Source organism: Pelagibacterium sp. (assembly GCF_965249125.1).
Taxonomy (GTDB): Bacteria; Pseudomonadota; Alphaproteobacteria; order Rhizobiales; family Devosiaceae; genus Pelagibacterium.
This window is the reverse complement of sequence record NZ_OZ252217.1, coordinates 3204524-3230302: the sequence shown is the minus strand read 5'-3', so window position 1 is coordinate 3230302 and position 25779 is coordinate 3204524. Positions and strand designations below refer to the sequence as shown.

Sequence of the window (25779 nt, the reverse complement as noted above, 5' to 3'; positions counted from 1 at the left end):
ACCTGCGAAAAGCAAATTCGAAAGTGCCCGGGATTGAGTCTGGGCACGCGCACTTCCGCGTGCGCCCTCGCCAGTTGAAATGAGGTTTAACGTGGCCAGTTCTTCCTATCTCTTCACCTCGGAATCGGTTTCCGAGGGCCATCCCGACAAGATCTGCGATCAGGTGTCCGACGCCATCGTGGACGCGTTTTTTGCCGAAGATCCCTATTCGCGCGTTGCCCTTGAGACCTTGGCCACCACCAACCGCATCGTTCTCGCGGGCGAGGTGCGCGGCCCTAAGGCCATAGACGCCGAGCGCATGGAAGACATCGCGCGCGGTGTCGTCAAACGGATCGGCTACGAGCAGGAGGGTTTCAATTGGAAGACCCTCGATGTTTCCTGCCACGTGCATGAGCAGTCCGCCCATATCGCCCAGGGCGTCGATGCATCGGGCAACAAGGATGAAGGTGCCGGCGATCAGGGCATCATGTTCGGTTTTGCCGTCAACGAGACGCCCGAATTGATGCCGGCTCCCCTCACTTACGCTCACAAAATCTTAAAGAATATGGCGGCAGCCCGCCATTCCGGCGCTGCCCCCCAGTTCGGCCCTGACGCCAAAAGCCAGGTGACCCTGAAGTATGAGAACGGCAAGCCGGTCGGGGTTTCCGCCGTCGTCGTTTCCACCCAGCATGTCGAGAACGTGTCGCAGCAATGCGTCCGCGACCTTGTGCGCCCCTTCGTCGAAGAGGTGCTGCCCACCGGCTGGATGCCTCCCGAGGACGAATTCTACGTCAATCCGACCGGCGCTTTCGTCATCGGTGGACCCGATGGCGATGCGGGACTGACCGGCCGCAAGATCATCGTGGACACCTATGGCGGCGCGGCGCCGCATGGCGGTGGCGCATTCTCGGGCAAGGACCCCACCAAGGTCGACCGCTCTGCGGCATACGCCGCCCGCTATCTGGCAAAAAATGTCGTGGCCGCCGGTCTGGCTGAAAAATGCGTCATCCAGCTCTCCTACGCGATCGGGGTTTCCAAGCCGCTCTCGATCTTCGTCGATACCTACGGTACGGGCACTGTCGATGAAGATCGGCTCGGCGCCGTGCTGCAAAAGGTGATGAACCTTTCCCCGCGCGGCATCCGCGAACATCTGGGGCTTAACAAACCCATTTACGAACGGACAGCCGCCTACGGCCATTTCGGGCGTGAGCCGGAAGCCGATGGTGGGTTCTCATGGGAAAAGACCGATCTGGCCGACGCCATCCGTGCCGAGTTGACCTGATCCTTGCCCGGCCGATCCATTGGTTGTAAAGCGCGGCGCAACACGCCGCGCTTTTGTTTTTGATAGTGAACCCATGACGTCCAGACCGATCCCGCAGGACCCCAAGGGACCGCGCGCCTTTTTCGGGCGCCGCGCCGGCAAAAAGCTGCACAAGGGCCAGCAGGCGCTGTTCGAAACCCTGCTGCCGGCACTGATGGTCGATATTTCCGCGCCTGTCGATCCCAGGGCGCTGTTCCCGGACGCACAACGCATTCACCTCGAAATCGGCTACGGTGGCGGAGAACATCTCGCCCGCGTGGCCCGCGAAAATCCTCGGGACGGCTTTATCGGCTGTGAGGTTTTTACCGGCGGCATCGGCAAGCTGCTCGAAACCATCGATATCGAAGGCATCGAGAATGTCGCGCTGTTTCCCGACGACGTCATCAAGCTGCTTGCCGTCATGCCCGACGCCTCGGTCGATTGCCTTTACGTTCTCTATCCCGATCCCTGGCCCAAGCCACGACACCACAAGCGGCGCCTGATTCAGTTCAATATCCTTGCCCAGTTTGCCCGCGTGCTCAGGCCCGGCGGAACGTTTCGGTTCGCCACCGACATCGAAGATTACGCCAATTGGACGCTGGCCCACATTTTAAAGACCGATAGTTTTGACTGGCCCATCGCAGAACCCGGTGCCTGGCACGCGCCCTATCCCGGCTGGCAGCCAACACGGTACGAGCAGAAGGCTCGCCGGCAGGGACGCATGAAGAGCTTTTATTTCGAGTTCTTGCGTTCGTGACGATGCGGCGCTATATGAAGCGTAACAATCTCGGAAAATGAGAGAGTGGGTGCCAACCGGCCCCGCTCTTTTTTATTACCTCGATCAGGGTAGGCATGAGCGCCAATACTAAACGTTATATCCGCGAATCCGCACTTGAAGCGCGTGTTGCGGCAATCGTCGAGCCGGTGGCCCAATCGCTGGGCTATGATCTCGTTCGCGTGCGCATCAGCAACGACAATGGCTGCACACTGCAGATCATGTGCGAAGACGAGAACGGGCATTTCGCCATCACGGACTGCGAAAAGCTCCATCACGACCTTAACCCGGTGCTTGACCTCGAAGACCCGATCGACCGCGAATATCACCTCGAGATTTCCTCGCCCGGCGTCGACCGGCCGCTGGTGCGGGCCCGCGACTTCCAAGCCTGGATCGGACACGAAGCCAAGGTCGAACTTGCCGAAATGATAGAGGGCCGCAAGCGTTTCCGCGGCGATATCGTCGGCGCTGGCGATGATACCTTTTCGATCCGCCTTCCCGACGCACCGGCGGGCACCGAGCCCGTTCACGTGCTGCCGTTGGCGCTTCTGGCCGAAGCAAAGCTCTTGATGACCGAAAAGCTGCTCGATGAGGCGCGCGAGCGTCAGGCAGAGAACCCCGATTACGACGAAGCCGATGAGGACGTCGAAACCATCATTGATGAAACCGACGGCGGTGACGCCGACGAGCGAACCCAGGAGAATTGATCCAATGGCCGTTTCAGCGAACAGGTTGGAGCTTTTGCAGATCGCCGATGCCGTGGCGCGCGAAAAGTCCATCGACCGCATGATCGTCATCGAGGCTATGGAAGAGGCTATCCAGCGCGCCGCCAAGGCTCGCTATGGCGCCGAAACCGAGGTCAAGGCCGAAATCAATCCCCGCACCGGCGAGTTGCGCCTGTGGCGCCTGCTCGAAATCGTCGAGCGCGTCGAGGAGTACGGCCGCCAGATTTCGCTCAAGGAAGCGCTCGCCAAAAATGACGCCGCCAAGCTCGGCGATTACGTGACAGAGCCGCTGCCCCCGATCGAGTTCGGTCGCATCGCGGCGCAATCGGCCAAGCAGGTCATCGTTCAGAAGGTGCGCGACGCCGAGCGCGACCGCATGTATGAGGAATATGCAGACCGTGTTGGTGAAATCGTCAACGGTTCGGTCAAGCGCGTCGAATACGGCAACGTCATCGTCGATCTGGGTCGGGGCGAAGCCATCATCCGCCGTGACGAGTTGATTCCGCGCGAACAGTTCCGCTACGGCGACCGCGTGCGCGCCTATATCTACGACGTGCGCCGCGAGCAGCGCGGCCCGCAGATTTTCCTCTCGCGCACCCATCCCCAGTTCATGGCGAAGCTGTTTGCCCAGGAAGTGCCGGAAATCTACGATGGCATCATTACCATCCGCTCGATCGCCCGCGATCCGGGTTCGCGCGCCAAGATCGCCGTGACCTCCTCGGATTCCTCGATCGATCCTGTCGGCGCCTGCGTTGGTATGCGCGGCTCCCGCGTTCAGGCGGTCGTCGGCGAATTGCAGGGCGAAAAGATTGATATTATCCCCTGGACGAACAATATATCAGATCTGGTCGTCTCGGCGCTCCAGCCCGCCGACGTTGCCAAGGTGGTGCTCGACGAGCAGGCCGAGCGCATCGAAGTGGTGGTTCCCGATGAGCAGCTCTCCCTCGCCATCGGTCGCCGGGGCCAGAACGTGCGCCTGGCCAGCCAGCTGATCGGCTGGGACATCGACATCCTGACCGAACAGGAAGAATCCGAACGCCGCCAGAAGGAATTCACCGAGCGGACGGCGCTGTTCATGAACGCGCTCGACGTGGACGAAATGGTCGCTCAGCTTCTCGCCTCGGAAGGCTTTTCCTCGATTGAGGAACTGGCTTATGTGGAATTGGCCGAAATCGCCTCGATCGGCGGCTTTGACGAGGAAACCGCTGGCGAAATCCAGAACCGCGCCACCGAGTTCCTCGATGCCCAGGAACGCGAGCTCGACCAAGAGCGTCAAAAGCTTGGCGTCGAGGATGCGCTTTACGATATTCCGGGTCTGTCGGCGGCAATGCTGGTTGCCCTGGGCAAGGATGAGATCAAGTCTGTCGAAGACTTCGCCGGTTGCATCGCCGACGACCTGATCGGCTGGACTGAGCGCAAGGATGGCGAAACCAAGCGCTTCGAGGGAACCCTTTCGGCCTTCCCCCTTTCGAGGGAAGAGGCCGAGGACATGATTATGACAGCGCGCCTCAAGGCGGGGTGGATCACAGAGGACGACCTGCCTCAGGCCGAAGCCCCTGAAGGTGAGGACGAAGTCCCTGCCGAGGGCGAGGTCGCACAATAGTGACACTGTTCCTCATTGAGGAGCTTGGCAGAACAAGAGTAAAGGGCGCCGCAATTGGGCCGCGAAAAAGATGTAGAGAGGATGTGCGCGCTCACGCGGACAGAAAAACCCGCCTCCGCGCTCATCCGCTTCGCGGTTTCCCCCGACGGGGTGTTGGCACCCGATGTTGACGCAAAGGCTCCCGGCCGCGGCGTCTGGGTCACCCTTTCTGCCGATGCAGTCAATGAGGCGGTGCGCAAAAAGGTTTTTGCGCGAAGCCTCAAGGAAAATGTGTCGGTGCCGCCCGACCTTGCAGAACTGGTGCGGACCCGGTTAGAACAACGCCTGACGGGCGCACTGGGGTTGGCGCGCAAGGCAGGCATCTTGGTGACAGGCGCCGCCAAAGTCGCCTCGGTCCTTCAGTCGGGGCAGGTGGGCGCGCTGATTACCGCCAGCGATGCCGCCCCCGACGGACGCCGCAAAATGCTGCAATGGGCCCGGCGCGGCGAGGTCGCTGACAGGCTGGTCCATATTGAATCTCTCTCGTCGACCCAATTGGGTTTGGCATTGGGGCTCGAAAATGTGATACACGCTGCGCTGACTCCCGGCGCGGCGGCAAATTCGGTGATTGAACGGGCAAATCGGCTTGCCCATTTCAACGCCACAGACAGAGAAGAAGACGGCACCATATGACCGATAAGGACAAGACCAGCGACAATTCGGGCTCGGGGAAAAAGACCCTGACCCTCAAGGGCGCGCCCAATCTTGGCGCACGGCCCGGCATGTCGCGGTCCTCACGCACCGTCGTAGTAGAAAAGCGCACCCGCCGCGTGGGTGGGCCCGGTACGGGCGCGCCGCAGCAATCGGGCGGCAACACATCCGGCGGCGGCAGGCCACAGCCTTCCCGTCCGGGCGGACGTCCGCAACCGGCCAGTCCGCGTCAGAACGCCAATTCGGCCAGTCTTACCCAAAACGAGAACCAGGCCCGTGAGCGCGCCCTGCGCGAAGCGGCGGCTCGTGCCGAGGAAGACCGGATCAAGGCTGAAGAAGAGGCGCAGCGCCACGCCGAGATCGATGCCCGCCGCAAGGCTGAGCGCGAAGAGGCCGAACGCCGTGCGGCTGCAGTCGAAGCCGCCAAAGCCCAGGAAGCGGTCAATGACGAACTGGATGGGATCGTGCCGGTTAAGGCCGGCATTGCTCGTCCCAAGCCGGTCGCCAAGCCCAGTCCGCGCGCTGCCCAGCCCGATATGCCGCCCCCGCCGCCTCCGGGTGAAGGCGAGGATGACCGTGTTCGCCGCCGCGCGGCTCCCGGTCCCAAGGCACTTGTCGACAAGGATGAGCTCGAACGCGCCAAGCGCAACGCCGCACCGCGTCCGAGCGCCACACCTGTGCGCCGTGATTCCAATTCTCGCGGGCGCCTGAACGTCAATTCGGCGCTGGACGACAGTGATCGGCGCGGCCCCTCCCTGGCTGCCATGCGTCGGCGCCAGAATAAGAAGATGGGCCGCAACACCAAGGTTGCCCAGCCCAAGCTGGCCCGCGAAGTCACCATCCCCGAAGCGATCACGGTGGCCGAGCTGGCCAACCGCATGGCCGAACGTGCCGTCGACGTCATCAAGCTTTTGATGGCGCAGGGGCAGATGCTCAAGATCAACGACGTTATCGATGCCGATACCGCCGAACTGATCGCCACCGAAATGGGCCATACGGTCAAGCGCGTTGCCGAAAGCGACGTGGAAGGTGGCTTGTTCGACGACATCGACAATGACGACGCGGGCGATCTGGTCAACAGGCCGCCGGTTGTGACGATCATGGGCCATGTCGACCACGGCAAGACTTCGCTGCTCGATGCGATCCGCGAAGCCAACGTGGTCTCGACCGAAGCCGGTGGGATCACCCAGCATATCGGCGCCTATCAGGTCGAAAAGAACGGCCAGAAGATCACCTTCCTCGACACTCCGGGCCACGAGGCGTTCACCGCCATGCGGGCCCGCGGCGCGCAGGCCACCGACATCGCCATCCTGGTGGTGGCCGCCGACGATGCGGTGATGCCCCAGACGGTCGAATCGATCAAGCACGCCAAGGCGGCGGGTGTTCCGATGATCGTGGCGATCAACAAGATCGACAAGCCCGGTGCCGATCCCAACAAGGTGCGCACAGATCTGCTCCAGCACGAAGTCTTCGTGGAATCGATGGGCGGTGAAGTGCTCGACGTGGAAGTTTCCGCTCTCAAAAAGACCAATCTCGACGGTCTGCTTGAAGCGGTGCTGCTGCAGTCCGAAGTACTCGAACTCAAATCGCCCGAAAACGGCCCGGCCCAGGGTCTTGTCATCGAATCCAAGCTGGACAAGGGCCGTGGTGCCGTTGCTACCGTTCTGGTGCAGCGCGGCACGCTCAGCGTCGGCGACATCGTGGTGGCCGGCAATGAATGGGCAAAGGTCCGCGCATTGATCGACGACAAGGGCGAACAGGTTAAGATGGCCGGTCCCTCAACCCCGGTCGAAGTGCTTGGTTTCTCGGGCGTTCCCGATGCCGGTGATCGTTTCGCCGTGGTCGAAAGCGAGGCCCGTGCCCGCGAGATCACCGAATACCGTCAGCGCGTCATCCGTGAAAAGACCGCCGGTGGCGGCGCGACCTCGCTTGAGCAGATGATGAACCAGCTGAAAGCTTCGGGCATCGCCAAGTTCCCGCTGCTTATCAAGGGCGACGTGCAGGGCTCCGTCGAAGCGATCGTTACCGCGCTCAACAAGCTCTCGACCGACGAAGTGTCGGCCCAGATTCTTTATTCGGGCGTGGGCGGGATCACAGAATCCGATGTGACGCTGGCAACGGCGTCCAGCGCGGTGATCATCGGCTTTAACGTGCGTGCCAACAAGCAAGCCGCCGATCTGGCGCAGCGCGAAGGCATCGAGGTCCGCTACTACAACATCATCTACGACTTGATCGACGACGTGAAGGGTGTGATGAGCGGGATGCTGGCCCCCGAGGTGCGGGAAACCTTTATCGGCAACGCCGAAATTCTCGAGGTTTTCAACATTTCCAAGGTCGGCAAGGTTGCGGGTTGCCGGGTTACCGACGGCATGGTCGAGCGTGGCGCCGGCGTGCGTCTCATTCGCGACAACGTGGTTATCCACGAAGGCAAGCTCTCGACGCTCAAGCGCTTCAAGGATGAGGTCAAGGAAGTCCAGTCCGGCCAGGAATGCGGTATGGCGTTCGAGAAATACGAAGACATGCGCCCCGGCGACGTCATCGAATGCTATCGCGTCGAAAAGGTTCAGCGCACGCTGTAACGGCGCTAAGCCTCTAGATCAAATCCGCTTTTCTTCGAATCGCGGGTTTGATCTAAGTCCTTGTTTTGTCGCGCGTCCGAACCGCAAAACCGTTTCCACTTTTTCTGGACGCACTCTAATATTAAAAGGCGCCGCTCATCGGGTGGCGCCTTTTTCATGGGCGCGTACGGTGGCCAGATAGCTGCGCGAGACAGGAAGACGCTCCCCGGTCGCAAGTTCGACAACCACACGATTGTCGACACGTCTGACGGCTGCAATGGCGGCTCTCGCAACCCGGTGGCTGCGGTGGATCTGGAGGCCTTCTACGCCCTCGGTCTCGCCGATCGCGTCTGAAAGGCGCATCAAAATCAGTGACTTGCCTTTGTTCGTATGGACTTCCACGTAGTGATCGGCCATCGACATATGGCTCAGGGATCCCCGCATATCCTTTGGCAACCGGTCGAGAATTTTCGGCATTTTCGCCGTTTCGGGCGCCGTTTGCGTCTTCCGCCTTTCAAGCTGCGGTTCAACCACCCCTTCTATTACACCCATCAGCGCTAAACCGATAAAAAGGCAATAGATGTAGAGTTCTAAGAGGCTTAGCCCGGTATCGCTCAGGTCGGGAAAGAACAGCCAGCTTATCGAAACGACTGCTGCTGTGACTGGAATCGACGACCCGATGCCCAGAACGGCGATACGCGCGATCAGCGGGCCACCGCGCGGCAGGATCAGCGCCTGGGCAAGTGTTGCCCCGATGGTGCCAGCCCCGTAGCTGCCCACAACGATCAGCAGCCAATAGGCGATACGTGGGGCCGGCGCCAGATGCTCGAAGGTCGAAAAAGGCCCGGTAATTCCGGCGATTACCCCAACTCCCACCATGATGCCCCAAGCCAGCGGACTGGAAAAAACACCGTGCAATTGGCGAAGCGTGAAATGAATGGGACTGTCGTTCACGAAGGCAAATTCCTGGTTCACGTATCCGGGCTTGCGACTCTGACGCCCTTTGGACACTCGGTGCACACGTGTCTTACGCCCAGACTACATGCCGGAGCCGTCCAATGGATGCAACAGCCCTCACCCATGCTTCATTCCCCATTCAGCTTCACGTCGCCTGCGCGGTGCTCGCGCTTCTGATCGGAACCCTGATGCTATTCTGGCGCAAGGGCACGTCTCTCCACAAAGCGCTGGGCCGGATTTGGATCGCACTTATGATCGGAGTTTCGCTCTCATCGTTCCTTATCTCTGAAATCCGTCTGCTCGGCCCCTATGGTCCCATCCATATTCTGTCGCTTTTCACCCTGTTCGGACTGTGGGGCGGCTGGCAGGCCATTCGGGCCGGCGATGTCAGAATGCACCGCACGACGATGATTTCGGTCTATGGCGGCGGGTTGATCGGTGCGGGCCTGTTCACCTTCCTGCCCGGGCGCATCATGCATCAGGTGGTGTTTGCCGATGGAGGCGCGACCGCATTGCTGGCCGGGCTCGGTATTGGGGCAATTCTGGTGGCGCTCTACTACCAGCGCCGCCGTGCGGCCCTATGAGATATCGCCCGCAAAGAGTTTGGAATGGGCCTGGATCAATCCAACTATACGGTCGGCGAGCGTCCTGACCGGCGGACTGTGGCGCTCCTCATGGTGCAGGATCAGCCATTGATGCGAGGCCAGCTCGGCGATCGGGCCCCTTATGCGCGAAAGGCGGGGATCGGCGTCGCCGATAAAGCAGGGGAGCACGGTGAGCCCCGTGCCCGCTGCTACAAGCTCGCGCACCGAATGGGCATCATTGCCGCTGACAACGATGCGATCGCCGTGATGGGCTTGCAGCCAGCGGGCCGAGGCCGTTCCGGCGGCCGGGCCCGTAACCCCGACGAACAGCCCGTCGCGCACGCCCGCCACAAGGCGCGGCGCGCAATAAAGCGCATAGGCGACCGGTGTCAGCTTGCGGCCTGCCAGGCTGGGCTCGGTGGGCGCTGAACTGCGGATACCGATATCGGCGGCGCGGCGCCCGATGTCGACCTTCTCATAGGCGGTGACGAACTCGACCCGGAATCCGTCATTTGGTGACCAGAGCTCTTCGATGTGCCGGGCCAGAAAGTCTGTGGTCCAACCTCCTGCCGACACCCGCACGACTCGCGCGCCGATGGCTCCGTCACGCCAATGGGTGACGGCCCGCATGGCGGCTTCGACATCCTCGGCACGCTTGAGCAGCGCTTCGCCTGCAGTGGTGAGCGTGAATCCGGTCCGGGCGCGCACAAAGAGCGTTTCGCCGATCTGGCGTTCGAGCGCCGTGACCCGCCGCCCCAGCGTCGCCGCGCTCAGCCCCGTCGTTGCGCGCGCCGCCGACAGCCCGCCGAGCCGCGCGACGTCGAGAAACAGTCGAAGATCATCCCAGGACAAATCCATGTTTCAATTATGAAACATGGTGGAGGGATGGGCAATGGCGGCATCTCTCATCATCGCGGTTCCGGACGGGGTGGGGCGAGAGGCGTTGCCGCTCAAGGCCCCCTCACCGGTCTGCCGGCCACCCTCTCCCCCGAGGGGCGAGGGTTAAGCTTGCCGATAGGCTGGAGATCGATCGCGGTGTCGGGAAGCCGCAGCCGCCCGCCCTCACTCCGGCGGGGTGCGTTTCATCTATGCATTGCCGATGATGATGCCGGCGGCAAAGACCAGTGAGCCGCCCAGAACCACCTGCAGGACGGCACGCCAGAAGGGGGTGTCCATGAAGCGCTTCTGGATCCAGGCGATGGTCCAGAGCTCGACGACAACCACGGCCATGGCGATTGTCGTGGCGGTCCAGAAATGAGGAATGAGATAGGGCAGGGCATGGCCCAGCCCGCCAACGGCGGTCATGATGCCCGAGGCAAAGCCGCGTTTGATGGGCGAACCGCGACCGGTCAAGCGCCCATCATCGCTGGCCGCTTCGGTAAAGCCCATTGAGATCCCCGCGCCCACTGAAGCGGCCAGACCGATCAGGAAGGTCGACCAGGTGTCGCCCGTCGCAAAGGCGGCGGCAAAGATCGGCGCGAGGGTGGAGACCGAACCGTCCATCAGCCCGGCAAGCCCTGGTTGGATATAGGTCAGAACGAAATTGCGGTGCGCCGTGGTTTTTTCAACTTCCCGGCTCTCGGTGTCGAGATGGGCATCCTTAAGCGCTTCTGCCTTGTGTTCGTGCCCGCGCTCAGCGCGCTCGAGATCGCCCAGCAATTTGCGGGTATCGGCATCCTCGGTCTGTTTGATGGCTTCAGCATAAAACCGTGCGGCGTCCTGCTCCATGTCGCGGGCCTGGTTGCGCACGGCGTCCAGATCGAGCTCAGCCATGAGCCACACAGGCTTGCGGGTGTAAAAGCCACGCACATGCTCGCGCCGGATCGGTACGATAGAGGGGCCGAAGCGCGTCGCGTAGCGGTCGATCAGCAGGCGCCGGTGGTGGTCCTCCTCAGCCGCCATGCCGTCGAAAATTGCGGCGCTGGCCGGATAATCCTCGCGCAAGCGCTCGGCGTAGGCGGCATATATGCGACCATCCTCCTCTTCGGACGATATGGCGAGGGCAAGAATTTCCCTCTCGGACAGGGACGAAAAATCGCGGCGGACAGGACGGAAGGCGGACAGCATGAAAGGGTACCGATCAAATAGTTTAGAATTATTCTAAACTATAACGACCGTCTGGCAACCACCTTTTGTGTCGCCGTTTCGCACGCATTCATCTGGCTAAGCAGCCATGAGCGGAACTTTCGGGTACGGGCGGGAAGACCGCGGCCCTTTGCGGTTGCAAACCAATAGCCGAATTTCGAATGGGTGATGGTGGGGAATGGGGCGACCACCTGGCGGCGTTCCAGCCCGTAGTCTGCCATGATGCCAAGCGCCAGCAGCACGCCCTGACCGGCGATAGCCGCGTCGAACGCCAGGGCGGGGTCGGAGATGGTGGGGCCCGAGAGTTTCAGGTCGGGTTGGCCAACGGTCGCCAGCCAGTCGGGCCAGGACAGCATCGATGCCTGATCCATGATCACAGGGACATGGGCCAGATCGGCCGGGGTCCTCAGCCGCTCGGCCAGCGCGGGTGCGCAGACCGGAAACACCGCATGGGTGCCGATCGGCTCGGCGGCAACGCCGGGCCAGTCGCCGGCGCCGAACCGGATGCCGCAATCGACATCGGGCCGGCCAAGATCAACCAGGGCACCGGTGGTCAGAAGTTTCAGTTCGATCTCGGGATGGGTGGCGCCCAGATCGGCCAGTCGCCAGATAAGCCAGCGCGAAGCAAAAACATTGCCCACTGTAACGGTCAGAAGATTGCGGTCCCGCGAGGGCGCCATAAGGCCGGCTTGCGCGCGGGTCAAAGCGGTAAACCCGGTATCGAGATCGGTCAGAACCTCAAGCAGCGCGCGGGTGGGCACCAGCCCCTTGGGCGTGCGCTCAAACAGGGCCAGCCCACTCCGATCCTCGGCCCGGCGAATATGCTGGCTGACCGCGCCGGGCGTAACTCCGAGCGCCTCGGCGGCTGGGCCGAGTGCCCCGTGCCGCGCCACGAGAACGAGGGCATGGAGGGCATTGAAGGGAATAGAGGGTGCTTCTCTCATATAGTTTTTCTAAATCATAGCGCAGAAGTTGTCGATGGGAATTGCCGATTTATCGGGAGATTATGTGGGATACATATAAGAAGGTTACGACAAATGCTGAAATCATTCTTCCGGTTTTTGACCGAACCCGAACCCCAATCCGTGACGCGGCAGAGCGGCCCCGAAACGCTCGACCATCTCGATTTGCATACCCTGGCCGATCTGCCGGCTTACCATCCGTCCCGTGAAACCAATTCCCCTATGGCGGCACATGACAGGACGCCGACAGATTGCTAAAGTTTGACCGCTGGCGTCGGGTTGATGGCGCCCGGATGAGGAGAAAACCCATGAAAAACCTGTCGCTCGCCCTTCTGGCGGCCTGTGCCGCATCGACTTTTGCACTGCCCGCCCTGAGCATGGAACTGACTGAAACCTGGCGGCTGGAAGGACTCCAGATGCCTGAATCAGTGATTTACGACGCCGCCAACGACCGGATTATCGTCGGCAACATGGTTGCCATGGGCGCCGAGGCCGGCGAAAACGGCTACCTGTCGCTCGTTTCACCCGATGGCGAGATGGTCGAGGAGCAATGGGTGACCGGCCTACAGGATCCGCGCGGCATGGCCATCGTCGGCGAACAATTGTTCGTTGCCGACAATATGGGCTTCCATATCATTTCGCTGGCCGACGGCGCGCTGGTCGAAACCGTCACGATGGAGGGCGCGGCGTTTCCCAATGACGTCACGGCGGACCAGGGCGGCAATGTGTACATTTCCGACATGTTCAACCAGACCATCTGGCGCTACGCAGGCGGCGAGGCTTCCATCTGGTTCGGGCCCGACGAGGGTATGACCTTCCCCAACGGGCTTCTGGCCCATGACGGGCAGGTCATCGTCGGTTCGATGGGCGCCGATATGGGCGAGAACTTCACCTTTGGTGTGCCCGGCGGACTGTACGGTGTCGATATGGACGGAACCGGCGTAACCCCGCTCGACGGGGCGACTGAAATCGGCGCCATCGATGGTGTTGCTGTTATCGGCGACACCATCATCTTCAACGATAACCCGACCGGTGCCATCTATGGCTGGCAGGACGGCGAGACTGTGGAACTCGCCAATGTGGGCTCCGGCGGCGCCGATATATCTGCCTATGATTCGACCGTGCTCGTTCCCCATTTGCAGCAGGGAGCCCTGATCGCGTTCAGCCTGACCGAGTAATCCTTACTCACATATCTGGGCTGTGCAGCTCTGGCCGTGGCAGCCCAGATCGAAGTGGAAATGGTCTTCGTGCTCGGAATTGGCTTCGGGGCCGAGAACCGTGGTGAACCGCCCGCAGGCCGCCGAATGGGCAAAGCCCAGGAATTTAGCTGCTGGCTGTGCCGGCAGCGCTCTCCAGTCATCAAGCACTGAAATGGTTGTCCCATCGGCGAAATTTATCGCGGTGATGTCGATTGCGTTGCCCAGACCATGCTCGGACACGAACCCCGTATCCGCGCCATTGCGCAGGCGGCAGGTGTAGCCCGGTCCAGTGGCAAGATTTTTGACTTCGGTGTCGAGCACCGCGCTTGCGTAGGCCCCCACTTCGCCGGCCCAATCGGCAAGGGCGGTGGCCATTGTGCAATTGGTGACCGGGGTGCCAGATAGTGCAATTTCGCGTCCGTTGACGCGGATGGCTGAAATCGCAATCGGGCTTTGCAGCCCGCAACTGCCCTCCGAGAGCGGCGGCACAATCTCCCCGATGACCGAACCAGTCAGCAGGGCCGGACAGGCAGCCTGATAGACGCGTGTGATCTCACCTTCGGGTGCGTCTTCCGCATCGGGCCCGGCGACAAGAGTTTCACTATCCGCATTATCGCTGCCCAGCCCATCGGGACGCGGCTGGGGCAGCGGGGGTTCGGCCTGCGGTTCCTGGCCCGATGCCGGCATCGTGGCGAGCAGGAACAGCGAGAAAAGCACAGCGATGCGGGTCATTTATGGCTCCGGGAGGCGCTTGGGATGCATATGCAACGCCCATAGGCGCGACATGTTGCCAAAACTCACGTTAACCGCGCACAAACCATCTTCCCGAAACGCCGGGTTTGCTGCTATCAGCGGCCCCATGAAAACACCGCAGAAGACCCCGCTTTCCCGCATCCGCAATTTTTCCATCGTGGCCCATATCGACCACGGGAAATCGACGCTTGCCGACCGCCTGATCCAGCTCACCGGCGGGCTCGATCTGCGTGAGATGAAAGAACAGGTGCTCGATTCCATGGATATCGAGCGCGAGCGTGGTATCACCATCAAGGCTCAGACCGTGCGGCTCGAATATGAGCACACCGATGGCGAGCACTATGTGCTCAATCTGATCGATACTCCGGGTCATGTCGACTTCGCCTATGAGGTCAACCGTTCGCTCGCCGCCTGCGAAGGCTCGCTGCTGGTCGTCGATGCCGCCCAGGGCGTCGAGGCGCAGACATTGGCCAATGTCTATCACGCCATCGAGGTGAACCACGAGATCGTGCCGGTATTGAATAAGATCGACCTGCCTGCCGCCGAACCCGAGCGCGTCAAGACCCAGATCGAGGACGTGATCGGCATCGATGCATCGGACGCGGTGGAAATCTCCGCCAAGACCGGGTTGGGGATCGACAAGGTTCTGGCCGCCATCGTCGAACGCCTGCCCTCACCAAAGGGTGATGAAAATGCGCCGCTCAAGGCCATGCTGGTCGACAGCTGGTACGATCTCTATCTGGGCGTCGTCGTGCTGATCCGGGTGATCGACGGGCGTATCAGGAAGGGCCAGAAGATCCGCATGATGCAGGCGGGCGCTTCCTATGAGCTCGACCGTGTGGGCGTTTTCACCCCCAAACTGGTGGAAGTGGGCGAACTTGGGCCGGGCGAAATCGGGTTTTTTACAGCCTCGATCAAGGAAGTGGCCGATACCAATGTCGGCGATACAATCACCGATGACAGAAAGCCCACCGCAGAACCGCTTCCCGGTTTCCGCCCGGCCCAGCCCGTGGTGTTTTGCGGACTGTTTCCGGTCGATGCATCAGACTTCGACGATCTGCGGGCGGCCATGGGCAAGCTGCGTCTCAACGACGCCAGTTTCTCGTTCGAGATGGAAACCTCGGCCGCGCTCGGCTTCGGGTTCCGCTGCGGTTTTTTGGGACTGTTGCACCTCGAAATCATCCAGGAACGGCTGAGCCGGGAGTTCAATCTCGATCTCATCACCACCGCCCCTTCGGTGGTTTATGAGATTCAGATGACCGATGGCACCGAAGTCATGCTGCACAACCCCGCCGACCTGCCCGATCCGGTCAAGATCGAGGAAATCCGCGAGCCCTGGATCAAGGCGACGATTCTGACGCCCGATGACTATTTGGGCGCGATTTTGAAACTTTGCCAGGATCGCCGCGGCATCCAGACCAATCTGAGCTATGTCGGCCAACGCGCCATGGTGGAATACGATCTGCCGCTCAACGAAGTAGTGTTCGATTTCTACGATCGTCTGAAATCGATCTCCAAGGGCTATGCCAGTTTCGACTACCAGCTCGACGATTACCGGGCCGGCGATCTGGTGAAGATGAGCATTCTTGTCAATGCCGAGCCGGTCGATGCGCTCTCGATGCTGGTGCACCGGAGCCAGGCCGAGCATCGCGGCCGCCAGATGTGCGAAAAACTCAAGGACCTGATCCCGCCGCACCTGTTCGTCATTCCCATCCAGGCCGCCATCGGCGGGCGCATCATCGCCCGCGAGACAGTGCGCGCCATGCGCAAGGACGTGACCGCCAAATGCTATGGCGGCGACGCGACCAGAAAGCGCAAGCTGCTCGAAAAGCAGAAAGAGGGGAAAAAGAAGATGCGCCAGTTCGGCAAGGTCGAAATCCCCCAGGAAGCTTTCATCAAGGCACTCAAGATGGACGACTGATCCAGATTTTCTGTCTGAATTAAAAAATGTCGGGTGTCATAAGGTCCAGTCGTCCTTTGGTCGGCCCTCAAGACGGGTCGCTAAAAACTGGAGATCGGACAGATGAAATATCTCACCATGGTGACCACCACCAACGCGGCTGAAATCGGCCAGCCTCCCGCCGAACTGATGATGGCGATCGGGAAGTTGGCCCAGGAGGCCGGCCCCAGGCTCATCGATAATGGCGGGATGGCCAGAATGGGGTTGGGCGCGATCAAGAAGGGCAAGCTCAAGGTGGACGGCCCTTTCACCGAGACTAAGGAAGTGGTCGCTGGCTTTGCAATCCATGAGCTCGGCAGCGAGGCCGAAGCCATCACCTGGGTGCGCAAATTTCTCGAGCTGCACGAGACCCACTGGCCGCAGTGGGAGGGCGAAGTGGAACTGCTCGAGATCATGTCGATGGGCTGACAGAACAGGGCGCCGAAACCATCGGCGCCCTTGATGCCTATTCCAGCGAAAAACTTCCCGTTTGCACCGCACCGGCCATCGCGTAGCGATTGATCGTGACCCCGCTGGGCGAAGTGATCGAACTGACAAGCGAAAGCGCGCTTGGTGCCACGCCCCCGCCGAACAGCCGCTTGCCCTTTCCCAGCAATACAGGAAAGGTCAAGGTGTGGATTTCATCGACGACGTCCGCAGCCAATAGCGCCTGGATGAATTGTGCCGAACCCTGCGTGAGAAGATTTCGCCCCTCTTCGGTCTTGAGGTTGCGCACCGCCGCGACGGCATCTCCTTTGAGCACATGGCTGTTCCGCCATCTCGTCGTATAGTCGGGGTTGCGGGTGGCGACGTATTTGTTGATCGCACCGAACTGGTCGGCCAAGGCATCCTGCCCTTCGAGCTTTGGCCAGTGATTGGCGAAAATTTCGTAGGTCCGACGGCCCAGCAGCAAATCGTATGGATCGGCAAGGACTGCGTCCATGGCTTTGCCGACGGTTTCGTCGAAATAGGGCACCGTCCATCCGCCCAGCGTAAAGCCGCTATCGGTATCTTCCTGCGGGCCGCCGGGGCCTTGCATGACGCCATCGAGGCTGACGAAGGCGGCAACACTGAGTTTTCTCATTTGATCTCTCCTTTGAGCTAACCGCGGGGCAATTCCCGCGTCCTGCCCCAAGGACGAGCCAACTTTCGTCCGGCCGACATTTTTGGCTTATGGTTTTTTCAGTTCGTGCCCGGGAGCCAGCGCGCCAGTGGCAAATCGCGTTCGAGACTGTAAAAACCGCCGGCCTCGGCGGCTTGCCATTCGCTTACGGCGCCATCAGGCCAGAGCATGCGGATTTCGGCATTTTGCGCTTCGTCCAGCCCGAAATGGGCAAAGCCTATGACGCCGCTCACATGTCCGCCACCCGATGTGATCTCGCGGCGCTGGACAATATCTCCCGTTCGCACCTCGATCCAGCCACCGATGGCGTCGCGATTGGCTCCGGGCTGGCGCGGGGCGATTGCCAGCCAGTTTCCAGTGTCCTCGCTGACGTTCTGCCAGAGTTGGGCGTTGGCGTGGCGGTTGACGACGACGAGATCGAGTTGCCCGTCGAGATTGAAATCGGCCAGCGCCGCCCCACGTGCGGTCAGAAGGCTGGCCACACCCGCTTCATCGCCCGCTTCAAGGAAGGTGCCGTCGGAACGCTGGAGCAGCAAATTGTTGGGATCGAGCAACGCGAAATCGGGCATTTCCCACACGTTGCCCTTTGCAACGAAAAGATCGGCCAGCGCGTCATTGTTGACGTCCTCGAACTGGGCGTGCCATGCGGTCGAGGGCTTGATCTCGCCGCCCGTATATGGGCGATGCGCGGTCACGCCTCGCGCGTAGGCAAGATCGGCATAGACGGGAAGCGGGCTGCCGGTTTCCGGAATGTCGGATAGCACTTGGAGTTTGTTGTCGGCCATCGAGGTGAGGAAATATTCCGGATAGCCGTCGGAATTGAGATCGTGCCCCGCAATGCCCATGCCCCAGATGCGCAGCCGCTGCCAGCCGTCCTCAGGGCCATAGAGTTGCGGCGCGGCCCCGCTTTCGAGCCGCCAGAGCTGTTCCTGTCCGCCCTTGTAATACTCGCGATCATTGGACACCCGCAGCGAGGGGGTGCCCGAGCGGTTCCAATCGGTAAACAGCATCGAAAGCGCGCAATAGCTCGGCGTCAGCGCGAACGGCGCGCCGAACTGTTCGCCGGCCCCGGCGGGTCGGTGCAGCCAGTTGTCGGTACACGACCCCCAGGGCATCATCGTCTCGTAGCGGTCGACATAATTGCCGATGGCGATGGTCGGCCAGTCTTGTCCGGCCTCCCAAGTCGCGGCAAAAGCGGTGGACCACCCGTCTCCGCCGTCAAAACCCCAATCGGCGTTGGCGCTTTCGAACCGGCAATCGCCCAGCCCGCGCATCAGCTGGTTTTCACCAACCCGCAACAGGACGAGATCCATGATGTCGTCGCTGTCGATATCGAGAGGATAAGCGCCGGTGACGGCTTCCATCTCAAGCCCGCTTGCTGCTTCGGCAAAACTAAGAGCGCCGCCGACGGCGGTGGTATTGCGGTAAAATTTGGCCGGGGCAGTGCCGCCGGCCAGCATCATGTCGGGCAAGCGGTTCCCGTCGCAATCAAACACCGCAACGCCCCCGCCCACCATATATTCCCATTCGCCCGAAAAAATGCTTTCGATTCCAGCGCTGTCGGTGACTTCGGCAAAGCGCGGGATGGCAGGTTCCTGGCCCAGCGCTGGCGCGGCAAGCAGGCTCAATCCCAGCAAAAGCCGCATCATGACGGGCTCCTCGTGACGAGCGCGTTGGTGAACCCGGCGATACACCGGCCCTGTTCGAGCCCCTGCTCGATGGCCGAGCGAAAATGGATGCCGCCATAAAGCCGCGACACCGCTGCTTCCTCGGCTGCCTCCCAAAAGCTACCGAACTGGCGCACGGCCAGCCCGTCATCGGAATGGGTATGATCGGAAAACGCGAAATTTGCGCCGAAATAGGCCTCAAGCATGCCCGCAGCGGCGCCCGATTGGGTGGAGTGCCCGGAGGGATATTCGGGAAAAGGCGGGGTGATCAGAATGGGCTGCCAGGCCGCGTCGACCAGCCGGTTGATATAGGTCACCGGGCGCACGAGGTTGTATTGATATTTCGCATCCCAGCACCCGATGAAGGCGTCAGCAAGCACCACGCCGAGCCGGGCCAGCACGTCGACGGATTCCGCAAGGTCCGCATCCTTGCTCTCGAGTGCGTCCAGCGTGAGGAATATCCAATGGCCGGGCGGCGTAGGCGAAAGCATGGGGTCATCCGACCAGAACCGGGCGATGGCCTCCTGTTCCTCGGTCAGGTTGATCACCGCGTCGTGGACCTCCATGGCCTCCTCGTAAAACGCCGAGCCCGGTGTCTCGCTGTAAGCAGGGGGCGGAGGCAGCGCACAGCTGTTGCCCTCGGGCATGGCAAAGGGCCGGTTGTTGCCCCAGCCGGGAAGCAGGGGTGCCTGTTGAACGGCCACGCGATTGGTGGGCACCCACAGCGAGGGGTCTTGAACGGCTTCAAAATCATAGGGGAAGCCCAGATTTTCGATGACCGCCCCGCCATCATCGAGCGACCATGCGAGGATATGTTCGCCAATGGCGGTGCCCAGCGCCGTACTGCGTGCAACGATCTCCGGATCGACACCTTCGGCCAGCATCATTGCGGTGCGGCTATCCATAGTGTCCATGGCGCGCTGGCCGGTGGGGCCGGTATTGCCGAAAAAGGCGTTGGCCCCAAAGCTCATCGCCGCATGCAGAAGAATGGCTTCGTCATAGGCGGCGCCGGGCTCGCGCGCGGGTAGGGGCTCGAGTGCGTTGAGCTGGCCGGCCAGTGTTGAGAACGCATTGTCGCCGCTTGCCACTGTCTCATAGGCAGTGACCCCCAGATAGGCGAACGCGCGGCTGGCCACCGGCGGGGAATAGGTCGGCGTGTGGCGCACGAGTTCGAGGATCAACCGGTTCCAGCCGATCAGCACGTCCTGCGCATCGAGCCGCTGGGCCTGCGCCGGTTGAACCGCGCCGATGGCAACAACCAGAGCCAATGCCCAAAGGCACAACCACGCCAACCCATGGCTCCGTAGTTTTTCCCCCAAGATGATCCTCCCAACTCCCTAGACTTTAGTCTCATCTATGCACGGTGTTTGCCCCCTCGCAAGGGCGATTGCGCGCCGGGGGCTATGCGAGACGGCGCCGGTCCTGACATGCTTAAATCCCTGTTGCACCATGCCCGCGCTTACAGTAGGTTCCCGCCGAACCGTTCGGGCATTTTCCGCCCCGGGCACCCGTAGCTCAGCTGGATAGAGCGCTGCCCTCCGAAGGCAGAGGTCACACGTTCGAATCGTGTCGGGTGCGCCAACAACTTCAAGGGTTTAGCTGTAACCTTCACCCACCACCGCGCCGATAACTCACAAAATACTCACGACATCAGTTGTCGAGGATCGCCGAATAGAGCCCGTCCCGGCACATGGTCATCATGACCTGGGCCATCAGCTCAGGCATTTCCACACCGCGCTTGCGCGCTTCCTCAGCTAGTTTGGTGCGGTACTTCGCGGCGAGTGGGACCGAGACGTCGCAGTAGGTATGCCGAGGATCAGTGGATTTCGGCGTCAGCCCCCAGTGCCGCGCCATTGCCCTAATCGCGTTGGCAGAGGTGCCATCGTTCAATTCCGCAGCGATGGCCGGGGCGCTGTATCCGTTCGCAAGCATGGCAGCGACCTTGGCCGCCTTGGAGTTGGGCCACTGGTCGCCAAAGAGCGGGTGGCCGACACGTTCAACGGTCTGGGACATGGGTGCGTACCTTGTGCGGACTGTTCAGAAATAAATATCCAATCTTGCCGCAATGTTCAATTGTCACGAACGCCTTGCGGTGCAGGGGTTCTGTCACATCGGCGGCCCCTGATTTTTCTTTCGGCCTACGGGCTCAAAACGCCTGCCAGAAAATAAAATCTGCGGATGAGGGGGGCGCGGGTGTCCCGAATGGCCCTTTTGGGCCTTTAAGGATACCCCCCCCCGGCCGAATAACCATCGCCAGAACGTTAATCTGGCTTTTCGCGCACTTTACGTCACCGCCGGTCGATAACCCGGTTTGGCGAGGGTTTATAGAGCCCCGCCCTGCTGCTTACAATGTGCGGCCAATGGGCTGGCCCATCCTGTCTGGCCACTCATGTATGCGCTTTAATACAGCGCCCGTTGCTGTGACAACGGCATGATCGATATGGCATCCTACGTAATTGCCAGGCGGCATCTTCCGACCCGGCAGGAAGTCGGGGAGACTGTCCTCGATCTTGGTGCGCATGAGGTCGAACCGCGCGACCAGTCCTGCCGAGAAGTCACTGGGACTCCATCCGCTCGACCGGAGTTCGTCTGTACTGAGTTCGGGACAAAAGGCGATATATTCGCCGAAGTGAGGCTTGAGCGCGGGCAGGCTGATATCGGATTCCTTCAGGCTGCGAAACTTCCATAAGCACGGGCCGTGTGTCTCGGATATCGCCGCAATCACGATCGTCCAATGAAAAGGCGATGATATCTGTGGTCGCATCGGAAGCGTTCGCTCCAGATATGAAATGGCGCCATCCACAGTATCGCCCATCGTTGCTCCCTGGACCCAACGGCAAATCTGATCGATAGATTCGTCGTCTCCGACACCTGACACCGCTAAGGGCAAGGTAGGTGCCAAGCGTAGCTTGTCGCGGCGACCGACCAAATCGCCTCTGTAATTCCAAACACCGCCATCGGTCGCCATTTCGACCCGATCGGCATACCTTGTGGCAAGGAGAACGCTCATGCTGATTGCCTCGCCAGTTCCTGCAAACCATGTCCGTGATCGTCGCTGGCTGCTCCGAGCTGTTGTCGGAGAGTAAGTTCTTGGGCCATCAAGTCGATGCGCTTCCGATAGTCCGCGATCGCTTCGGCAAAGTGATTCCTCCCGCCGCTGGAAGATGATCCGCCACCTGGTCTGGTTGGGGGCGCACCTGGTGGAGGTGGAGGTGCAATGTCGATAGCGCCATCTGGACCGAAGGTGAATCCCTCATAGAGGTTTTCGCCAGGACGGTTGCCAAGCGCCAGACGTAGCCGCATGGCGTTGCGCTGATCGGGTGTGAGCTGTTCCGAAAGAGGCTGGTTGGCACCCGCCCCGACTGTGCCTCCGCCAGCCGTGGCGAAAAAATTATTGAACGAATGGATGAAACTGTCCAAGGCTGTTGCCGCTTCGACAATTGCAGTCTTGAGAGCGCTACCTACGGTGGTTGCGACGGCATTGAACTTGCGATCCAATTCGTCGGCCGCCTTGATCACCTCATCGTCCAGTACGGCACCAAGTTCGTGGGCTTCACGGATGGTATCCTCGATGCCCTCCCGGCCATCATCGATCAATTGGACAAACCTCTCGCCGGCTGATCCGCCGAAAACCTCGTCGGAAATGCGGATCTGTGCAGCTTGGTCGAGCTCTCCCAGCTTGCCAATTATCTCGGCAAACAGGACGGAAGGGTCCTGAAGTTTGAGGGCTAGAGTTTCGGCGTCGTACCCGAGACGCTGGAAGGCTTCCGCGGCCGATCCGCCTCCGGTGACAATGAATTCGTCGGCGCGAAGGTTGAGCTCTTTGATGCCATCAACCAGGCCATCTACAGCGATGCGGTTGACCTCCGCGACATACTTGAGTTCCTGGAATGCCTGAAAGCTCAGCCCCGCCCGCTGCGCTTCGTCGCCAAGCATGGCGATGTTGCGGGTAAGATTGCGAACGCCGGCTATTGCGGCTCCACCAGCAAGCGGCCCAATCAGTCGGCCAGCCAGCGCGCCGAATTGTCCGACCAGCGCCGTGCCCATCTTGGAGAATCGGCCTTCGATCTGTTTCGTCGTCTGGGCGGTCTTTCGATCGGCGCGGTTCATCGCCTTTTCGAACTGATTTATCCGCGCCTCCATGGACACGACCAGCCGTTCGATTTCCTGTGCCATTGTCTAATGCTCCGTCACGTCGATGCGCGCGGCCAACTCTGAAAAAATGCGCGCGGTTTCTTTCGGGCCATTAGCAGCCAAGCCCACGGCGGCGGCTTGCTGGAGGATGGCTTCGAACAGGTCCTCGGCGGAGATGCCATCTTCAACAAGTTCAACACCCATCTTTTCAAGCTGAGAACGGATAAGCTCCATGTGGTCGGCGTTCTTGGTCATCGCTTCGCTCCCCTGCGGGTGTCCATGTGGGGGGGCGAGCAAATCCGCACCCCCCCCCTCTCGTCAATCCACTAGCCGCAGCGTTGCCGCGCGTTGCTCGTCGGCCCTGCGATTGCTCTCGATGGCGGTAACAGCGCTACGGAATGCTCCGGCAATGGCATGGTCGAGGCTTGCGCCTGTCAAGCCGATGGAGCGCATGCAGTTCGCGATCTTGCCGTGAACGTCCACGATATCGTCTTCTGTCATTCGGCGAATTGCGAACCCATCATCCATGATCAACGACCTCGCTTAACGCGCATTGTCTTGTAGGACTTGACGCCATCGGGACTAACGCTCACGAGAACATCGATCGTCTCATGGGTCTTGCGGTTCTCTTCGCGCTCCGCCTCTCGGCGCTCCATGTCGCGTAGCAACTTCTCGCCATGGGCTAAAATATCATCAGCGGTGTTCATGCTCTTCTTCTCCGTGGTGGAACTCAATCTTGAGATTTTGCGCCTTTGATGCCCTCAATGGCGTCTAAGCGCTGTTTGTGGTCCCTGACCGCCTCGCTGAGGAGGTCGATCGCGCGGTACAGTTCCGCCCGCGACGGGGCGCTTTTCATTCCCCTTTCGCCGAAGATTTCCTGCATTTTCTCGACCATGCTCATCTCTTTGACTTTCCTGCCGGCATCCTCACCCGCGGCTTGTCGCCTTGCTCCAGTGCCTTGAGGCGGCGATCCAAGTCGGCAAACTCGGCGTCCACGTATTGTTTGACCGCCTCAAAGCCTTGGTCCATTGCCTCCTGCAGAGACATGGTTTGTCCACCTGATCGAGCCATTGTCTTCACCTTCGCGTTGATCAGGATGCGACGGGATCGCCCCAGGCGATGCCCGTCAGCTTGGCCAGCGCATTGTCACGGCCGGCGAGACGCGCCACGCCAAACCATGCGGTAGCAAGGATGGCCACGCTGTTGGTCTGGAACATGCTCACGAGCTCGGTTGCGGTCGGCGTGTCGCTGTCATTGGTGGGCTCGGCCACGAACTGGATCGAAGTGTCGTTCGATGCCTCCAGCGTGATGGCTTCGTTGTCGCCGCCAATCCCCATGCCGTCCACCAGGATCATTTCGCCATCGTCGAGTGCATCCGATGCCATCGCGGGAACGTCGAGGATGGTGCCTCCCTGCAAGCCCAGCTCGGGGAATACCCTCTGCCCGGTCACAGAGACCGCGGTTGCAGCCTTGCGAAGAACGTTGGGGGCCAATACCCACACCAATCTGGATTCCGCGGTTCCACCCACCGCGTCAGCCAGTTTCCTGACATCGTCCATGGGGTCATCGGTAGCCGTGAATGTCGGGGTGTCGCCATCGATCACCGATGCGAAGAACTGCTTATCCACCACGCTCGCGACGACGCGGCGCAATTCACGGGTGATGAAAGCCTCGCCAGAGGTGCCGGCCGATTTCAGCATTTCCATGGTCATGGTGATCAGGCCGTTGGCCTTCTGGCCCCTGATCAAATCGCCCTGAACCTGAAAGTTTGAGACCGGGACCGCCGCGCCTTCACCGGCCGCGAATGCGGTGGCATTGGCTGTGGTGCCAGATAGCCGGGTGCGAAGGGGCAGCCGGATCATCATGTTTCCATCGAGCAGGGTGTAGAACGCCGATCGATTGCGTAGGCTGGAAACGAATGTGGACGTGATCGCCCGGACATCGGCCAAGCCGGCAAGCCCGGTGTCGCCTGTGTGGCCAGCATATGCTTTGCTGCCGATGATATTCAGAACCCGCGAGGGGGCGCCAGAGCGCTCGGCATAGCCGAGAGCTTCGTCTGTATTGCCGTTTGCCAGTGCCAGGGACTTTGCCCAGGCAGCGAAAGCACCGGCGTCTTGGGCCTGTTGGTAGAGGGTGGCTTGGGATCGCACCGCGTCTCTCCGATAACTCGATTTCCGTTAAATGGACAATCGCACATTCGAGATGGTGGCGCCGTTACGCGTCACCATCCCAAGCGTCTATTTCCTCGATGGCGACCTCACCCAGCCATTCCGACAGAGCATCCTCGATCGCCGCCCGATCGTCCTCATCTGCCATTCGCAGCTTTCCATCCCTGATCAGGATCGGTGCCCAGTTCACGGGGTCAATCACGACGCGGGCGACAATGAGCCCTGCCCTTTGCCGGTCTCGGTATCGCGTCATGCGATCGGAGGCCCCCAATCATGCCTCCTCGGCGCGTTCAACGGGGATAGTGCTGAGCTCGATCTCGACCGCACGAAAGAACCTCGATACCTGGCGGTCGATCTCCTCCTGATCGCACCCGTGCCTCGCCATTTCAGATGCGAGGCCGTTGACGGTGCGTGCCCAGTACCGTTCGCGGCCTTCCTGGGTTTTGCGTTCGGCAAGGGTTCGGGCGGCGGTCGCCACCTTGCGGCGGCGCCGATCGAGCGGGAACGGGATAATTGCTGCGGGACCGTGATCGTCTTTCATCGAAACCTCCACTGGTGGGGCCCAGTCAAACAAATCG

The 25779-nt window shown here is 60.9% G+C and carries 30 protein-coding genes and 1 tRNA gene; 12 read left to right on the top strand and 19 right to left on the bottom strand.

Translation table 11 applies throughout. The annotated features are described in order from the left end of the window. Window positions 1-91 precede the first annotated feature (91 nt). The 6 genes from metK (at window position 92) to infB (ending at window position 7651) form a co-directional block, all read left to right on the top strand. On the top strand, window positions 92-1261 hold the full coding sequence (gene metK, locus ACP148_RS15665) for a methionine adenosyltransferase (RefSeq protein ID WP_421952140.1): 1170 nt from the start codon (window positions 92-94) through the stop codon (window positions 1259-1261). A gap of 73 nt (window positions 1262-1334) precedes the next feature. Beyond that, window positions 1335-2036 (top strand): tRNA (guanosine(46)-N7)-methyltransferase TrmB, encoded by a 702-nt coding sequence (gene trmB / locus ACP148_RS15660; RefSeq protein ID WP_421952139.1) that lies wholly within the window; start codon window positions 1335-1337, stop codon window positions 2034-2036. 95 nt (window positions 2037-2131) lie between these two features. After that, window positions 2132-2761 (top strand): ribosome maturation factor RimP, encoded by a 630-nt coding sequence (rimP, locus tag ACP148_RS15655; protein WP_421952138.1) that lies wholly within the window; start codon window positions 2132-2134, stop codon window positions 2759-2761. A 4-nt stretch (window positions 2762-2765) separates the two neighbouring features. Next, window positions 2766-4382 carry a transcription termination factor NusA gene (gene nusA, locus ACP148_RS15650; protein ID WP_425033569.1) on the top strand — a complete coding sequence of 539 codons (1617 nt, stop codon included), beginning with the start codon at window positions 2766-2768 and terminating at the stop codon, window positions 4380-4382. 81 nt (window positions 4383-4463) lie between these two features. Further along, window positions 4464-5054 carry an RNA-binding protein gene (locus ACP148_RS15645; protein ID WP_421952136.1) on the top strand — a complete coding sequence of 197 codons (591 nt, stop codon included), beginning with the start codon at window positions 4464-4466 and terminating at the stop codon, window positions 5052-5054. Further along, window positions 5051-7651 carry a translation initiation factor IF-2 gene (gene infB / locus ACP148_RS15640; protein ID WP_421952135.1) on the top strand — a complete coding sequence of 867 codons (2601 nt, stop codon included), beginning with the start codon at window positions 5051-5053 and terminating at the stop codon, window positions 7649-7651. Before ACP148_RS15645 ends, infB begins: the two co-directional genes overlap by 4 nt. A 135-nt stretch (window positions 7652-7786) precedes the next feature. On the opposite strand, the gene ACP148_RS15635 is transcribed toward infB, so the two are convergent. After that, window positions 7787-8584: a LytTR family DNA-binding domain-containing protein gene (locus ACP148_RS15635; protein ID WP_421952134.1), complete on the bottom strand. Its 798-nt coding sequence runs from the start codon at window positions 8582-8584 to the stop codon at window positions 7787-7789. Window positions 8585-8688: 104 nt separating this feature from the next. Between ACP148_RS15635 and ACP148_RS15630 the strand changes: the two genes are divergently transcribed. Then, complete coding sequence (locus ACP148_RS15630; protein ID WP_421952133.1) at window positions 8689-9171, top strand: DUF2306 domain-containing protein; 483 nt, start codon at window positions 8689-8691, stop codon at window positions 9169-9171. On the opposite strand, the gene ACP148_RS15625 is transcribed toward ACP148_RS15630, so the two are convergent. The 3 genes from ACP148_RS15625 to ACP148_RS15615 all read right to left on the bottom strand — a co-directional run bounded on the left by ACP148_RS15625 (window position 9166) and on the right by ACP148_RS15615 (window position 12200). Then, complete coding sequence (locus ACP148_RS15625) at window positions 9166-10029, bottom strand: LysR family transcriptional regulator (protein ID WP_421952132.1); 864 nt, start codon at window positions 10027-10029, stop codon at window positions 9166-9168. The genes ACP148_RS15630 and ACP148_RS15625 overlap by 6 nt on opposite strands. A gap of 228 nt (window positions 10030-10257) precedes the next feature. Next, on the bottom strand, window positions 10258-11238 hold the full coding sequence (mbfA, locus tag ACP148_RS15620) for an iron exporter MbfA (protein WP_421952131.1): 981 nt from the start codon (window positions 11236-11238) through the stop codon (window positions 10258-10260). A gap of 38 nt (window positions 11239-11276) precedes the next feature. Continuing rightward, window positions 11277-12200, bottom strand: coding sequence for a LysR substrate-binding domain-containing protein (locus ACP148_RS15615; RefSeq protein ID WP_421952130.1), 924 nt, complete (start codon window positions 12198-12200; stop codon window positions 11277-11279). 93 nt (window positions 12201-12293) lie between these two features. Between ACP148_RS15615 and ACP148_RS15610 the strand changes: the two genes are divergently transcribed. Together ACP148_RS15610 and ACP148_RS15605 are read left to right on the top strand one after the other, a co-directional pair. Beyond that, window positions 12294-12476 (top strand): hypothetical protein, encoded by a 183-nt coding sequence (locus ACP148_RS15610; protein WP_421952129.1) that lies wholly within the window; start codon window positions 12294-12296, stop codon window positions 12474-12476. A 50-nt stretch (window positions 12477-12526) separates the two neighbouring features. Then, window positions 12527-13396, top strand: a complete 870-nt coding sequence (locus ACP148_RS15605; protein WP_425033568.1) for an SMP-30/gluconolactonase/LRE family protein — start codon at window positions 12527-12529, stop codon at window positions 13394-13396. A gap of 3 nt (window positions 13397-13399) precedes the next feature. On the opposite strand, the gene ACP148_RS15600 is transcribed toward ACP148_RS15605, so the two are convergent. Continuing rightward, window positions 13400-14149: an extensin family protein gene (locus tag ACP148_RS15600; RefSeq protein WP_421952127.1), complete on the bottom strand. Its 750-nt coding sequence runs from the start codon at window positions 14147-14149 to the stop codon at window positions 13400-13402. Window positions 14150-14276: 127 nt separating this feature from the next. On the opposite strand from ACP148_RS15600, the gene lepA reads away from it, so the two are divergent. Both lepA and ACP148_RS15590 read left to right on the top strand, forming a co-directional pair. After that, the gene (gene lepA / locus ACP148_RS15595; RefSeq protein ID WP_421952126.1) at window positions 14277-16091 is read left to right on the top strand and encodes a translation elongation factor 4; all 1815 of its coding nucleotides are present in this window, start codon (window positions 14277-14279) and stop codon (window positions 16089-16091) included. Window positions 16092-16193: 102 nt separating this feature from the next. Continuing rightward, the gene (locus tag ACP148_RS15590; RefSeq protein WP_421952125.1) at window positions 16194-16538 is read left to right on the top strand and encodes a YciI family protein; all 345 of its coding nucleotides are present in this window, start codon (window positions 16194-16196) and stop codon (window positions 16536-16538) included. 37 nt (window positions 16539-16575) lie between these two features. Here the strand turns inward: ACP148_RS15590 and ACP148_RS15585 are convergent, their stop codons facing one another. The 3 genes from ACP148_RS15585 to ACP148_RS15575 all read right to left on the bottom strand — a co-directional run bounded on the left by ACP148_RS15585 (window position 16576) and on the right by ACP148_RS15575 (window position 20191). Continuing rightward, window positions 16576-17193, bottom strand: a complete 618-nt coding sequence (locus ACP148_RS15585; RefSeq protein ID WP_421952124.1) for a dihydrofolate reductase family protein — start codon at window positions 17191-17193, stop codon at window positions 16576-16578. Window positions 17194-17291: 98 nt separating this feature from the next. Then, window positions 17292-18881 (bottom strand): CRTAC1 family protein, encoded by a 1590-nt coding sequence (locus ACP148_RS15580; RefSeq protein WP_421952123.1) that lies wholly within the window; start codon window positions 18879-18881, stop codon window positions 17292-17294. After that, complete coding sequence (locus ACP148_RS15575) at window positions 18878-20191, bottom strand: vanadium-dependent haloperoxidase (RefSeq protein ID WP_421952122.1); 1314 nt, start codon at window positions 20189-20191, stop codon at window positions 18878-18880. The genes ACP148_RS15580 and ACP148_RS15575 overlap by 4 nt, the downstream gene beginning before the upstream one ends. Before the next feature lie 212 nt (window positions 20192-20403). Between ACP148_RS15575 and ACP148_RS15570 the strand changes: the two genes are divergently transcribed. Continuing rightward, window positions 20404-20480: transfer RNA gene (locus ACP148_RS15570), tRNA-Arg, on the top strand. Between the two features lie 69 nt (window positions 20481-20549). Here ACP148_RS15570 and ACP148_RS15565 read toward each other — a convergent pair. The 11 genes from ACP148_RS15565 to ACP148_RS15515 all read right to left on the bottom strand — a co-directional run bounded on the left by ACP148_RS15565 (window position 20550) and on the right by ACP148_RS15515 (window position 25742). Continuing rightward, window positions 20550-20912, bottom strand: coding sequence for a hypothetical protein (locus tag ACP148_RS15565; protein ID WP_425033567.1), 363 nt, complete (start codon window positions 20910-20912; stop codon window positions 20550-20552). Window positions 20913-21243: 331 nt separating this feature from the next. Continuing rightward, window positions 21244-21909, bottom strand: coding sequence for a hypothetical protein (locus ACP148_RS15560; protein WP_421952120.1), 666 nt, complete (start codon window positions 21907-21909; stop codon window positions 21244-21246). Continuing rightward, entirely contained in the window at window positions 21906-23009 is a 1104-nt protein-coding gene (locus ACP148_RS15555; protein WP_425033566.1) for a hypothetical protein, read from the bottom strand. The genes ACP148_RS15560 and ACP148_RS15555 overlap by 4 nt, the downstream gene beginning before the upstream one ends. A 69-nt stretch (window positions 23010-23078) precedes the next feature. After that, window positions 23079-23288, bottom strand: coding sequence for a hypothetical protein (locus ACP148_RS15550; protein WP_421952118.1), 210 nt, complete (start codon window positions 23286-23288; stop codon window positions 23079-23081). Window positions 23289-23351: 63 nt separating this feature from the next. Next, window positions 23352-23534 (bottom strand): hypothetical protein, encoded by a 183-nt coding sequence (locus tag ACP148_RS15545; RefSeq protein ID WP_421952117.1) that lies wholly within the window; start codon window positions 23532-23534, stop codon window positions 23352-23354. Window positions 23535-23563: 29 nt separating this feature from the next. Next, a complete protein-coding gene (locus ACP148_RS15540) occupies window positions 23564-23740 on the bottom strand; it encodes a hypothetical protein (RefSeq protein WP_421952116.1) in 177 nt (58 codons plus the stop codon). A gap of 23 nt (window positions 23741-23763) precedes the next feature. Further along, window positions 23764-23934, bottom strand: coding sequence for a hypothetical protein (locus tag ACP148_RS15535; protein WP_421952115.1), 171 nt, complete (start codon window positions 23932-23934; stop codon window positions 23764-23766). Next, complete coding sequence (locus tag ACP148_RS15530; protein WP_425033565.1) at window positions 23931-24080, bottom strand: hypothetical protein; 150 nt, start codon at window positions 24078-24080, stop codon at window positions 23931-23933. Before ACP148_RS15530 ends, ACP148_RS15535 begins: the two co-directional genes overlap by 4 nt. A gap of 44 nt (window positions 24081-24124) precedes the next feature. Then, a complete protein-coding gene (locus ACP148_RS15525; RefSeq protein WP_421952114.1) occupies window positions 24125-25183 on the bottom strand; it encodes a phage major capsid protein in 1059 nt (352 codons plus the stop codon). A 64-nt stretch (window positions 25184-25247) separates the two neighbouring features. After that, complete coding sequence (locus tag ACP148_RS15520) at window positions 25248-25454, bottom strand: hypothetical protein (RefSeq protein ID WP_421952113.1); 207 nt, start codon at window positions 25452-25454, stop codon at window positions 25248-25250. A gap of 18 nt (window positions 25455-25472) precedes the next feature. Continuing rightward, window positions 25473-25742, bottom strand: a complete 270-nt coding sequence (locus tag ACP148_RS15515) for a DUF6074 family protein (protein WP_425033564.1) — start codon at window positions 25740-25742, stop codon at window positions 25473-25475. Between the last annotated feature and the right edge of the window lie 37 nt (window positions 25743-25779).

Excerpts from the sequence above, each read along its gene's own strand:
- trmB (WP_421952139.1), top strand. The coding sequence starts at position 1,335 with ATGACGTCCAGACCGATCCCGCAGGACCCCAAGGGACCGCGCGCCTTT.
- rimP (WP_421952138.1), top strand. The coding sequence starts at position 2,132 with ATGAGCGCCAATACTAAACGTTATATCCGCGAATCCGCACTTGAAGCG.
- nusA (WP_425033569.1), top strand. The coding sequence starts at position 2,766 with ATGGCCGTTTCAGCGAACAGGTTGGAGCTTTTGCAGATCGCCGATGCC.
- ACP148_RS15645 (WP_421952136.1), top strand. The coding sequence starts at position 4,464 with ATGTGCGCGCTCACGCGGACAGAAAAACCCGCCTCCGCGCTCATCCGC.
- infB (WP_421952135.1), top strand. The coding sequence starts at position 5,051 with ATGACCGATAAGGACAAGACCAGCGACAATTCGGGCTCGGGGAAAAAG.
- ACP148_RS15630 (WP_421952133.1), top strand. The coding sequence starts at position 8,689 with ATGGATGCAACAGCCCTCACCCATGCTTCATTCCCCATTCAGCTTCAC.
- ACP148_RS15625 (WP_421952132.1), bottom strand. The coding sequence starts at position 10,029 with ATGGATTTGTCCTGGGATGATCTTCGACTGTTTCTCGACGTCGCGCGG.
- mbfA (WP_421952131.1), bottom strand. The coding sequence starts at position 11,238 with ATGCTGTCCGCCTTCCGTCCTGTCCGCCGCGATTTTTCGTCCCTGTCC.
- ACP148_RS15615 (WP_421952130.1), bottom strand. The coding sequence starts at position 12,200 with ATGAGAGAAGCACCCTCTATTCCCTTCAATGCCCTCCATGCCCTCGTT.
- ACP148_RS15610 (WP_421952129.1), top strand. The coding sequence starts at position 12,294 with ATGCTGAAATCATTCTTCCGGTTTTTGACCGAACCCGAACCCCAATCC.
- ACP148_RS15605 (WP_425033568.1), top strand. The coding sequence starts at position 12,527 with ATGAAAAACCTGTCGCTCGCCCTTCTGGCGGCCTGTGCCGCATCGACT.
- ACP148_RS15600 (WP_421952127.1), bottom strand. The coding sequence starts at position 14,149 with ATGACCCGCATCGCTGTGCTTTTCTCGCTGTTCCTGCTCGCCACGATG.
- lepA (WP_421952126.1), top strand. The coding sequence starts at position 14,277 with ATGAAAACACCGCAGAAGACCCCGCTTTCCCGCATCCGCAATTTTTCC.
- ACP148_RS15590 (WP_421952125.1), top strand. The coding sequence starts at position 16,194 with ATGAAATATCTCACCATGGTGACCACCACCAACGCGGCTGAAATCGGC.
- ACP148_RS15585 (WP_421952124.1), bottom strand. The coding sequence starts at position 17,193 with ATGAGAAAACTCAGTGTTGCCGCCTTCGTCAGCCTCGATGGCGTCATG.
- ACP148_RS15580 (WP_421952123.1), bottom strand. The coding sequence starts at position 18,881 with ATGATGCGGCTTTTGCTGGGATTGAGCCTGCTTGCCGCGCCAGCGCTG.
- ACP148_RS15565 (WP_425033567.1), bottom strand. The coding sequence starts at position 20,912 with ATGTCCCAGACCGTTGAACGTGTCGGCCACCCGCTCTTTGGCGACCAG.
- ACP148_RS15560 (WP_421952120.1), bottom strand. The coding sequence starts at position 21,909 with ATGAGCGTTCTCCTTGCCACAAGGTATGCCGATCGGGTCGAAATGGCG.
- ACP148_RS15555 (WP_425033566.1), bottom strand. The coding sequence starts at position 23,009 with ATGAACCGCGCCGATCGAAAGACCGCCCAGACGACGAAACAGATCGAA.
- ACP148_RS15550 (WP_421952118.1), bottom strand. The coding sequence starts at position 23,288 with ATGACCAAGAACGCCGACCACATGGAGCTTATCCGTTCTCAGCTTGAA.
- ACP148_RS15545 (WP_421952117.1), bottom strand. The coding sequence starts at position 23,534 with ATGACAGAAGACGATATCGTGGACGTTCACGGCAAGATCGCGAACTGC.
- ACP148_RS15540 (WP_421952116.1), bottom strand. The coding sequence starts at position 23,740 with ATGAACACCGCTGATGATATTTTAGCCCATGGCGAGAAGTTGCTACGC.
- ACP148_RS15535 (WP_421952115.1), bottom strand. The coding sequence starts at position 23,934 with ATGAGCATGGTCGAGAAAATGCAGGAAATCTTCGGCGAAAGGGGAATG.
- ACP148_RS15530 (WP_425033565.1), bottom strand. The coding sequence starts at position 24,080 with ATGTCTCTGCAGGAGGCAATGGACCAAGGCTTTGAGGCGGTCAAACAA.
- ACP148_RS15520 (WP_421952113.1), bottom strand. The coding sequence starts at position 25,454 with ATGACGCGATACCGAGACCGGCAAAGGGCAGGGCTCATTGTCGCCCGC.
- ACP148_RS15515 (WP_425033564.1), bottom strand. The coding sequence starts at position 25,742 with ATGAAAGACGATCACGGTCCCGCAGCAATTATCCCGTTCCCGCTCGAT.